Origin of the sequence: Bacillus sp. FJAT-27251, assembly GCF_001273925.1 — a bacterium.
Lineage (GTDB): Bacteria > Bacillota > Bacilli > Bacillales > Cytobacillaceae > Mesobacillus_B.
Genome location: NZ_LIGG01000001.1, coordinates 1,257,870 through 1,267,893, shown reverse-complemented (window position 1 = coordinate 1,267,893; position 10,024 = coordinate 1,257,870). Strand labels below are relative to the sequence as shown.

The window sequence follows — 10,024 nt, the reverse complement described above, 5'->3', positions numbered from 1 at the left end:
AAGTCCGCTCGACTTGCATGTATTAGGCACGCCGCCAGCGTTCGTCCTGAGCCAGGATCAAACTCTCCAATAAAGAGTATGAGTAAGCTCATAAAATAAAACGTTGGCTCATGTGCTTCTATATATAGAAGTCATGAATATTATTGTTTGTTGACGCTTGTTTGTTTAGTTTTCAAAGAGCAATTATCGCTCGTAAGCGACCTTCATAATATATCATGTTGCTTCATGTAAGTCAACAACATTTTTTATTTTGTTTGCCGCTTGCTCAGCAGCGACGTTTATTAATATAACAGCTGCACAGATCTTCGTCAACAACTTTTATTTATTTTTTTAAACAACGCAAAAATCAATAAGACTTTCGGTATGTACTTTTATCCGTCGCCATGTATTTCATGCATTCCGAAGGCGGTGCTACCCTTTTGAACAGGGAAAACAATATTTTGTACCGCTCCTTCATTGAACGCTTCACGATGTGGTCAATTCGCTCATCCCTTAAATCAAAAAGGATTTCGTCCATTTCCCTTTTTATGAGATACTCTATTTCTTTTGTTTCCCGTTCACTAATAAGAAAACCCAGCATAACAACACTCCTTGTGCATTTATGTTTCTGTAATTTACCACTCCTGAACCGTTTGTATTCACAAATTTTAATCATATCTTCCTCATTTACACATAAAAATTAGACAAGGAGTCTTGGACGAGGTGAGCAGAATGAATTACTTTGTTGTATTAAATGGAAAATCAATTAAACAAGCATTAGTTATCATGATTGCTGCATTTTTTACTGCATGGTTCTTTTATGTCGAAAATATCGTGCAAATTCCGGCCTTTTCATCGGAGGACGGCCCAAAAGCAGTCTACAAAGGAGAAAAGGATGTGGCCCTAACCTTTAATATCGGATGGGGCGATGAAAAAGCAGAGCCTATACTGGATGTCCTGAAAAAGGAGAATGTTTCATCGGCAACCTTCTTCCTGGCCGGCTCATGGGCGGAGCGGCACCCAGAGCTTGTTAGCAGGATTGTAAAGGAAGGATATGAAGTCGGGATCCTTGGTTATGATTATAAGGATTACACCGAGCTGGAGGATGCTAAAATCCGGCAGGATATTCTAAAAGCACAGGAAGCCTTCCGCAAATTGAATATTAAGGATGTTGAACTTCTCAGAGCCCCAACAGGGCATTTTGACAAGCGCTCGCTTAATATAGCCGAGAGAGCCGGCTACACGATTGTACATTGGAGTCTGGACTCCAAAGATTGGACGAATCCTGGTGTGCAGGTAATCGTCGATAACATTTCAAAAGCAAAGAAAGGCGAGATCATTCTTATGCATGCCTCCGATTCAGCAAAGCAAACGGCTGCGTCCCTCCCTCAGGTGCTGGATCAGCTTAAAAAGAAAAACCTGAAGATGGTGACAGTCTCGGAAATGATTGCCAACGGCAAGTCGGACTCGAAGGAAGTTAATTGAAGCCCTGCTCCTGGGTCACATGCAAAAAAACCGTCCACTAGGCATTGGACGGTTTTTTGCGTGAGGCTTTCACTGGCCCTTCAACTGAAGTTTTCTTGTTTTGCCGCTCTTCCTGTGACTTCTGGTTGAGTTTTGGAAGCATTAGCAGCTGATAGGCATTACAAACGATTAATGGAAAGAGCATCAGGTACACCCAGCTTTGTTCATTTACCCTTAAAATGGGAACCCACTCAAGGGTTGTCGCCACGACCATAAAAAAGAGCGCGGGAACAAAAGCGGAGGAGTTGGTCTGCCTTGATTTCAGATACGCCACTGCCAGCGCCGGCAAAAGGACCAGCAGTGCAAGCCCAAGATACGGCAAGAGGCTTGAGCCCGATTCTGCAAATGCGGCATACCGGAAATAAACCAAATCGAAAAGCACCAATGCAATCAGGATCACCTGAACCGTATTCCAGAGCCGTACGGTTTTAAAGATCCCCAGCCCGAACCTGTGTATCGTTAAGTATGCAAAAAAGCCTGCCTGGCTTAACAGGCTGAAGATAAACCCAACACCCAGGAGCCAAAATAAAATCGCGAGGATTTCGGCAAGATTGAAGTTGCTGAAAAAGGGTGCAAATTCATCCCAGCGGACGATAAAACCAGTAACTCCTGTTGTCAATCCTCCTAAAAGCAAGGTGGACATAAATAGTCTGACCCAATTCCTGCTTGTCACTATATTTTCCCCCAATAATAAATTTCACCTCTTGATTGTACCAAATGAAGATTAGAAAAATCTAGGCATTGTCCGCTGTCCGTATAATATTTACCGTTTTTCCGCATTCTAAGGGTAAGGTTGTCTTTGTGAAAGGGGAATGAATATGTTTACATCCATCCGATTACTTCTCCCCGCGCTGCTATTAGCTCTAATTGCCGGTTGTGCTCCTGTTGAGACTAGCGGGGAACAAATGGATTATGACGAAACCAAGAAAATGATTGTCGACATTCTGAAAACAGATGAGGGAAAAAAAGCACTAAGGGATTTAATGCAGGACGATGGCATCAAGCAAAACCTCATCATGGACCAGGCTGTCGTGTCTGACACAATCCAAAGGACGCTGATTTCGGAAAAAGGCACTGAATTCTGGAAAAAATCATTTGAGGATCCAAAGTTTGCTGAAAGCGTTGCAACAAGCATGAAAACGGAGCATGAGAAAATCCTCAAGGATTTGATGAAAGATCCTGAATACCGGAGCATGCTTATTGAAATATTCAAGGACCCCGAACTTGAAAAGGAAGTTATGGAAGCAATGAGAAGCAATGAATATCGGCAGCATATGCAGGCGGTCATAACCGAAACGTTTGAAAGCCCTCTATTCAAAGCAAAGCTGCAGGAGTTGATTATCCAGGCGGCAGCCGATATCAACAAGAAACAGGACAAAGAGAATAGCCAATAAGGCAGCTGATACGTTAACAATAAAACAGCCTTTCCCGGAACTGCAGGGAAAGGCTGTTTTTCAATTCATTCTTTTTCCAGCTTATGAATGATCTGCTGGGCGATATTGGTGTAGATTCCGCCAATCTGGTCATCTTCCTGGTAAATCGAAGGCGCAAAATCCTCCTCATTCCAGGTTGGCTGGCCAAGCGGCAGGCGTCCAAGGACTTCTGTATTCAGCTCATCGGCAAGCTTTTCGCCGCCTCCCTGCCCAAACACATACTCTTTTTCTCCTGTCAGGCTGCTTTCAAAATATGACATGTTCTCAATGACTCCGAGAATTTCATGGTCTGTACGCAAAGCCATCGCACCTGCACGGGCGGCAACAAATGCCGCTGTCGGATGCGGTGTGGTGACGATGATTTCCTTGCACGCAGGGAGCATGGAGTGTACATCAAGAGCAACGTCTCCTGTACCAGGAGGAAGGTCCAGCAGCAAGTAATCGAGCTCGCCCCACTCCACTTCGTTAAAAAAGCTGTTCAGCATTTTTCCCAGCATTGGCCCGCGCCAGATGATTGGAGCATTGTCTTCAACAAAGAATCCCATGGAAATGACTTTCACACCATGGCGCTCTACAGGAATGATCTTTTCCCCTCTAACGACCGGACGCTTGGTGATCCCCATCATATCGGGTACACTGAAGCCGTAGATATCCGCATCCACCAGGCCCACTTTCTTCCCAAGACGCGCTAATGAAACGGCAAGATTGACAGAGACGGTGGACTTCCCTACGCCGCCTTTGCCGCTCGCAATAGCGATGAACGTTGTACCGCTTGTTGGCGACAGCAGGCTGTCCCCTTCTTGGCTGCTTTCCGAACGGTGCTGGGCAAGGATTTCCGCTGGGATTTCCGAGAACCTCAAGCCTACAGTTGCCGCGCCGGCTTCTTTCAACAGGTTGACAATCTGGGTCTGAAGCTGGAGCTGCTCTGCCGTACCGGTTTTGGCAATCATGATTTTAACACTGACATGATTTTTTTCTTCTTTGATTTTTACTTCCTCAATTGCACCCAATTCTCCAAGTGCTTTATGTAAAAACGGTTCTTGCAGGCCGCCAATCAGCTCTCTTACTTGTGCTTCATTCAACATAACGAAACCCTCCTGTTCATGACTTCAAGTACAAGTATATCACATTAAACTCCTGATTAAGTGCTAATACTCACACTATTGAAATCGTTTTCCATCCGCCGCTCTCCCTTCCCGCAGCACTGGCAACAAAAAAAGAGGGCAGCGAGACCCTCAATTGAAAATTTTCCGCTCATTTGTATAATAACGCAAGATTCCCTGGTAAATGGACGCGGCTATTTGCTCCTGGTATTTGTCCTTCTGCATATTCACTCGTTCACCAGGATTGGACAAAAATCCTATTTCCACGAGCACACCTGGTTTTTTGGAATTTTTCAGCAAATAGATGTCTTTCGCCACTTTTTCTTTTCGGTCCGTATTTTGCAGATTTTCACGGAGTTCCTCCTGAATGAATTTGGCAGCCCGCTTGCTTTCCTTGAAATGGCCGGAATAAAAGGTTTGTGCTCCGCTCCATTTCGAGGATGGAATTGCGTTTAAATGGATACTGGCAAAAAAGTCTGCTTCCGAAGTATTGATAAGGTCAACTCGTCTGCTTAAATCCTGAACCTTCCGCTTGCTGTACCCCTTTAGCCCCTTATCGGCCAAGTCGATGTCCGTTTCACGTGTCATAATCACCAGGGCTCCCTGCTCCTGCAGATAATCACGCAATTTCAGCGAGACACTCAAAGAGATTTCTTTTTCGATAGCATCTGATACGACTGCTCCCGGATCCACCCCCCCATGTCCCGGATCAATCAGGATTACCTTTCCCGATAGCGGCAAATTCCAGGAATTTAACGCATCCTCATTGTTAAAGTCATACTGCAGAATTAGAAAAAGCATGATAAGGCCCATTGTAAAAAAAACAACCTGTAGTTTTTTTCTCATTCGCCGTAATCCATCCTTCCTGACTTGTCCCTGCTAATATATATGGGACAAGAAGAAAAGTTAGAACAGATTTTGGCTTAATGCTGCCTGAGTTTATGCTTTTTTTCACCTTTTCTGAAGCCTTCCATCCACCAGCCATCTACATATTGCTCACATAAATAATACAGATTTTCCCCGACAATCCCTTCATCTCCCCTTCCCCAGAAAAGGAAGAAATTGAACAATGTATCAATGAGGTGCCGTTCCTCAGTGTGGCAGCGCTCTTTTGCCATTTCGACGGTTTCTCCATAATAACCAAACCGGCTGTATCGGCCGCCCAGCAAATACGCTTCGATCGCCACATCAAAACATGCTTCCTCTATTCCTGAATTCATCACCAGCCCGGTTGCAAACCTTGATGAACCAAAACATTCCTTGACCCGGCGCTGGAGACTCTGTATTGAAAGCTCTCGCAGCAATGAGCGTTCATACTTGATCTGCTTTTCCCTCTTTTTCTCAATAAAAGTTGTTACGACAGTCACTGAATATTCACCCCTTGGAATTAGTGTAATACCAGGCTGCCTCCGTAATGCAGCTTTTAAGGGGGATTGTATTACCAGTTTTAAAATAAAAAGCCAATTCAAACGCATTATTTTCTTTTTGCATCTCAATTCCTGCTTCCCGCTAATTTCATTTTTATTTGTTTACTAAACAAACCTTTTAATTTATACTATCTTTTATGTAACCGCTTAAAGGAGTGCCTTTCATATAGGACGCAAATGGAAGATGGTTATTCCAAGATGAATTGGACCCTAAATACATGACCTGCTGATTGTGCAGACTACTTTTTATAGGAGGAATGAAGATGAGAACTGTCTATTTGGTTTTTACTGCTGCCTTGGCCATACTGTTTCTGGCAGGATGCCAAGGTCAAGCTGAGGGGACACAGCTAAAACTTGCCCATAATCAGACCCTGGACCACCCAGTACATTTATCTCTCGTGGAATTCGGCCGGCTGGTCGAGGAAAAGTCGGACAATAAAATAAAGGTTAAGATCTACGCAAACGGACAATTGGGAAGCGAACGGGAAGTGCTGGAGCTTACCCAATCAGGGGCTGTGGATATCGCAAAGGCTAGCGCCAGCGCCCTTGAAGGCTTTGAGCCGGATTACTCCATTTTCAGCTTGCCGTATACTTTTGAGGACTACGAAGAATTCGAGAAGAAAATGAATGATAAGAACGTAACAGACCATCTTTATTACCAGACCGAAGAAATTGGATTTATCGGACTGACTTATTACAATGCAGGTACCCGCCACCTATATACAAAAGACCGTGAAGTACAGGATGTCACGGACATGAGAGGGCTTAAAACGAGGGTCCAGCCCAGCCAAACGAGTGTAAACATGATTGAAGCTTTCGGCGGCCTGCCTACTCCAATGGCATATGGAGAAGTATACACAGCCCTCCAATCCGGGGTCATTGACGCAGCCGAAAACAATGAAACCTCCCTGGTTGGCAACAGACATGGGGAAGTAGCCAAGTATTATATGTACACCGGTCACCAGATTGTGCCTGACATGCTCGTGATGAATGCCAAGAGGTTCAATCAATTCACCGATGAAGAAAAGAAGATCATCCAGGAAGCAGCAGCAGAATCAACCCTCTATCATGAAGATGTTTGGACGAAAACAATTGAGGAAATGACGCAGACAGCAAAAAACGAAATGGGAGTCCAATTTATTGAAGTAGACAAGACCTCCTTTATGGAAGCGGTTCAGCCTCTTCACGAAGAATATAGGAAAGATGAAAGAACAAAGGATATTTATCAGTTGATAAAGGGGGCTGATGGGAATGAGTAAGGTAAAAGACATTCTTGATAAGATATTGATTTCCTTTTCCACCTTGTTATTGGTGTCCATGGTTGTGCTGTCAACCTGGCAGGTACTCTCGAGATATGTTTTTAACATTTCCTCTCCCGGTACCGAGGAGTTAACGAGATATATGCTTATTTGGTTCGGACTTATGACAGCCGCCTATGTATTTGGGGCCAAAAAACATATTGGCATCTTATTTTTCAGGGAAAAATTCAATCCGAAAACACAGCTTTTAATTGAAAAAGCAACAGATGTTATCGTCCTGGTGACAGTTGCTGCGCTAATGGTGTTTGGCGGGATTCGGATCGTCATGCTTACCGCTGCCCAGACCGCAGCTGCTACCGGCATATCGATGGGATTCGTTTACGCTGCTTTGCCGGTGAGCGGTATATGCATCATCCTTTATACCATCCATAGCCTGTTGTCGTACAAAAAGCCTAAAGAGGATAGAGAGGTGATTTTATAATGGAAACTGTTGCTGGGATTATTCTTTTTGCCTCCTTCTTTTTTCTCTTGGTCTTTGGTGCTCCGATCGCCATCGCCATTATCCTGAGCTCTGTCATCACATTCCTGTTTGTATTGCCTTTTGACGTTGCCATTTTGACGTCTGCCCAAAGGATGGTGACTGGAATTGATAATTTTACGATGCTGGCCATTCCATTGTTTGTCCTTTCAGGAATCATCATGAATAATGGCGGGATCGCCTTTAGACTTGTAAACTTCGCCAAGGTGCTCGTAGGTAAAATGCCTGGAGCCCTGGCGCATACTAATGCAGTAGGTAATATGCTGTTTGGTTCGATTGCCGGCTCAAGTGTCGCCTCCGCTGCAGCAATGGGACGCATCATGCTCCCTATGCAGCTAAATCAAGGTTATGACAGAAACTATTCTGCGGCGGTAAATATCGCTTCCGCTCCAACCGGGCTGATTATCCCTCCAAGCTCCGTTCTGATTGTTTATTCATTGGTAAGTGGCGGTACTTCTGTGGCAGCCTTATTCATGGCCGGCTATATCCCCGGTATTTTATGGGGCTTGGCGGTGATGGTTGTTGCGTTTTTCATGGCTAAGAAACAAAACTATCCTGTTTCACCATTACCGAGTTTCAAGGATATTCTCTATGTTATTCTTAGTGCGATTCCAAGTCTGTTATTGATTCTGATTGTCATTGGCGGAATTGTCGCGGGAATCTTTACAGCAACAGAAGGCGCCGCGGTGGCGGTGATCTACTCGGCTGTATTGTCAATGGTATATAAGAGCATAAAATGGAAGGATATCCCCGGCATCTTTAAAGAAACGATTGAAATCACCGGGATGATACTATTCCTCATTACCGCATCTGCCTTATTTTCGCTTGTGATGTCCTATATGGGCTTGCCTGAAGCAATCAGCAATGCGTTATTGTCGATTACCGAGAATCAGCTTGGAATCATACTGATCATGATTTTCATCCTTCTGTTGGTAGGAACCTTCATGGATATCACGCCGGCAGTCCTGATCTTTACGCCGATTTTCCTGCCAATCTCACAAGACTTTGGCATGGACCCTGTCCACTTCGGCATGATTCTTTGCTTCGCGTTATGCATTGGCAACATGACACCGCCTGTAGGAAGTGCATTATTCGTTGGCTGCAGTGTCGCCAACGTCAGGATCGAGCATGTGATCAAAACGCTGCTGCCTTACTTCGCGGCTGTGATTGTAGTTCTCCTGTTCGTGGCTTTCATTCCGCAGCTTTCCTTGTTCCTGCCGAATTTGTTTGGCTTGTAGGAAGGCCATGTGATTATTTGCCAGGAATCAAGTTCAATACTGCGCTAAAAGAAAGCTTAAACCCTCTGCAGTTGCAGAGGGTTTTTATCTTTTGGCCCGCTCTATGCTTCTTCCCACAGGCGGGCAACGGAAGCCTTATTCCCATTATGCTTCAACATAAAGACATCAGGATTGCTTAGCTTTTGCCACTGGTCAAACCCAAAATCAGGGTTGTAATTCCTTAACAGCAGGGACAATAAATTTCCATGGGTAACGATAATAGACGCCCTGGCTTCTGAAAGCAGCACTTCCTCCACCACTGCCCTAATCCGGCTGGATGCCTCACGGCTGGACTCCCCTCCTTCCAGTTTCAAATCGTGATCGTCAAATGTCTTCCTTAATGCATCAAGCCAATTCCCGAGATGATTACTGCTCAAGGTTCTTTCCTCCAGCCTGCAGTCAAGCTCAATCTCTATGCCAAGCTGTTTTGCCAGAGGCTTTATGGAATCGGCCGCCCTTTGAAAGGGGCTGGAAAGGATCCGGTCAATCTTCATTTTCGAAAAGAACTTGGCTAGCTGTTCAGCCTGTACCCTCCCTTTTTCGGTAACCTGTGCTTCCGGAGGCTGTCCCTCGGCTTCGCAATGGCGGATTAGATAAATTGTCTTCATGTACTTTCCTCCAACTGGCTAGAAAATGATATTTAAAATCGTATTACTTTCTTCTGCCATGAGGGAGCCAATTCCTTTTTTACAGAAGAGTTCTTTTCCAACAAGAAGAACTGGAGAGGCTGCGGAGAAATCGAAAAGCAGTGATTTCTGTTCGAACTGCGGTCTATTCCAATACGGAAGGCTTGCCCGAATCAACGGTGCCGGTGCATTTTTATGGCTCTGGCACTGACCCTCAGTACCCTTTCCTCTGGATTTCCTCTCATTTTCGGCTCTGACACCGGCTCTCAGTACCATTTTTCCTGGGCTGCTGGAAATTTTGGGCTCTGATGCCGGCTCTCAGTACCCTTTTTTCTGCGCTGCCGTTCATTTCCGGCACTGACAGCCACTCTCGGTGTACTCTATGGGCATCAATATAATTTTTCCTGAAACACAAAAAAGACCCCCAGCCAAATGGCTGGGAGCCTTTGCAGCTCCAAAAATTAACGCTTGGAGAACTGAGGAGCACGACGAGCACCTTTAAGACCGTATTTCTTACGCTCTTTCATACGTGCGTCACGAGTCAGTAGTCCTGCACTCTTAAGGGATGGACGGAATTCTGGATCAGCTTGAAGCAATGCACGAGCGATGCCGTGGCGGATTGCGCCAGCTTGGCCAGTGTAGCCGCCGCCGTTTACGTTCACAACAACGTCATAAGCGCCAAGAGTTTCAGTTGCTACTAGCGGCTGCTTAACAACCTCACGTAAAGCTGCGAATGGGATATAATCTTCAATTTCACGACCATTAACGATGATTTTGCCGTCGCCAGGTACTAAGCGAACTCGTGCAACGGAGCTCTTACGACGACCAGTACCGATATATTGAACCTGTGCCAAGTAA

General features: G+C 45.1%; 12 protein-coding genes. 5 read left to right on the top strand and 7 right to left on the bottom strand.

The features are described from left to right. Nucleotides 1-346: 346 nt before the first annotated feature. Nucleotides 347-580 (bottom strand): hypothetical protein, encoded by a 234-nt coding sequence (locus ADU22_RS05995; protein ID WP_053361350.1) that lies wholly within the window; start codon nt 578-580, stop codon nt 347-349. 131 nt (nt 581-711) lie between these two features. Here ADU22_RS05995 and pdaB point away from each other — a divergent pair, with 131 nt between their 5' ends. Next, nucleotides 712-1,464 carry a polysaccharide deacetylase family sporulation protein PdaB gene (pdaB, locus tag ADU22_RS05990; protein ID WP_053361349.1) on the top strand — a complete coding sequence of 251 codons (753 nt, stop codon included), beginning with the start codon at nt 712-714 and terminating at the stop codon, nt 1,462-1,464. 37 nt (nt 1,465-1,501) lie between these two features. On the opposite strand, the gene ADU22_RS05985 is transcribed toward pdaB, so the two are convergent. Continuing rightward, entirely contained in the window at nt 1,502-2,176 is a 675-nt protein-coding gene (locus ADU22_RS05985; RefSeq protein WP_053361348.1) for a KinB-signaling pathway activation protein, read from the bottom strand. A 145-nt stretch (nt 2,177-2,321) separates the two neighbouring features. Here ADU22_RS05985 and gerD point away from each other — a divergent pair, with 145 nt between their 5' ends. Continuing rightward, entirely contained in the window at nt 2,322-2,897 is a 576-nt protein-coding gene (gerD, locus tag ADU22_RS05980; protein ID WP_053361347.1) for a spore germination lipoprotein GerD, read from the top strand. Between the two features lie 65 nt (nt 2,898-2,962). On the opposite strand, the gene salA is transcribed toward gerD, so the two are convergent. From salA to ADU22_RS05965, 3 genes are all read right to left on the bottom strand, one after another. Continuing rightward, a complete protein-coding gene (salA, locus tag ADU22_RS05975) occupies nt 2,963-4,021 on the bottom strand; it encodes an iron-sulfur carrier protein/transcriptional regulator SalA (RefSeq protein WP_053361346.1) in 1,059 nt (352 codons plus the stop codon). Between the two features lie 150 nt (nt 4,022-4,171). Next, on the bottom strand, nt 4,172-4,885 hold the full coding sequence (gene cwlD, locus ADU22_RS05970) for an N-acetylmuramoyl-L-alanine amidase CwlD (RefSeq protein ID WP_053361345.1): 714 nt from the start codon (nt 4,883-4,885) through the stop codon (nt 4,172-4,174). Between the two features lie 77 nt (nt 4,886-4,962). Then, nucleotides 4,963-5,406, bottom strand: coding sequence for a YbaK family protein (locus tag ADU22_RS05965; protein ID WP_053361344.1), 444 nt, complete (start codon nt 5,404-5,406; stop codon nt 4,963-4,965). A gap of 323 nt (nt 5,407-5,729) precedes the next feature. On the opposite strand from ADU22_RS05965, the gene ADU22_RS05960 reads away from it, so the two are divergent. Genes ADU22_RS05960 through ADU22_RS05950 form a run of 3 tightly spaced genes read left to right on the top strand, consistent with a single transcriptional unit; the run spans nt 5,730 to nt 8,501 of the window. Next, nucleotides 5,730-6,725, top strand: a complete 996-nt coding sequence (locus ADU22_RS05960) for a TRAP transporter substrate-binding protein (protein WP_053361343.1) — start codon at nt 5,730-5,732, stop codon at nt 6,723-6,725. Beyond that, nucleotides 6,718-7,206, top strand: coding sequence for a TRAP transporter small permease (locus ADU22_RS05955; RefSeq protein WP_053361342.1), 489 nt, complete (start codon nt 6,718-6,720; stop codon nt 7,204-7,206). The genes ADU22_RS05960 and ADU22_RS05955 overlap by 8 nt, the downstream gene beginning before the upstream one ends. Next, nucleotides 7,206-8,501 (top strand): TRAP transporter large permease, encoded by a 1,296-nt coding sequence (locus ADU22_RS05950; protein ID WP_053361341.1) that lies wholly within the window; start codon nt 7,206-7,208, stop codon nt 8,499-8,501. The genes ADU22_RS05955 and ADU22_RS05950 overlap by 1 nt, the downstream gene beginning before the upstream one ends. Before the next feature lie 101 nt (nt 8,502-8,602). Here ADU22_RS05950 and ADU22_RS05945 read toward each other — a convergent pair whose 3' ends face one another. Beyond that, on the bottom strand, nt 8,603-9,148 hold the full coding sequence (locus tag ADU22_RS05945; RefSeq protein ID WP_053361340.1) for a histidine phosphatase family protein: 546 nt from the start codon (nt 9,146-9,148) through the stop codon (nt 8,603-8,605). A gap of 479 nt (nt 9,149-9,627) precedes the next feature. After that, a complete protein-coding gene (rpsI, locus tag ADU22_RS05935) occupies nt 9,628-10,020 on the bottom strand; it encodes a 30S ribosomal protein S9 (protein WP_053361338.1) in 393 nt (130 codons plus the stop codon). Nucleotides 10,021-10,024: the final 4 nt, after the last annotated feature.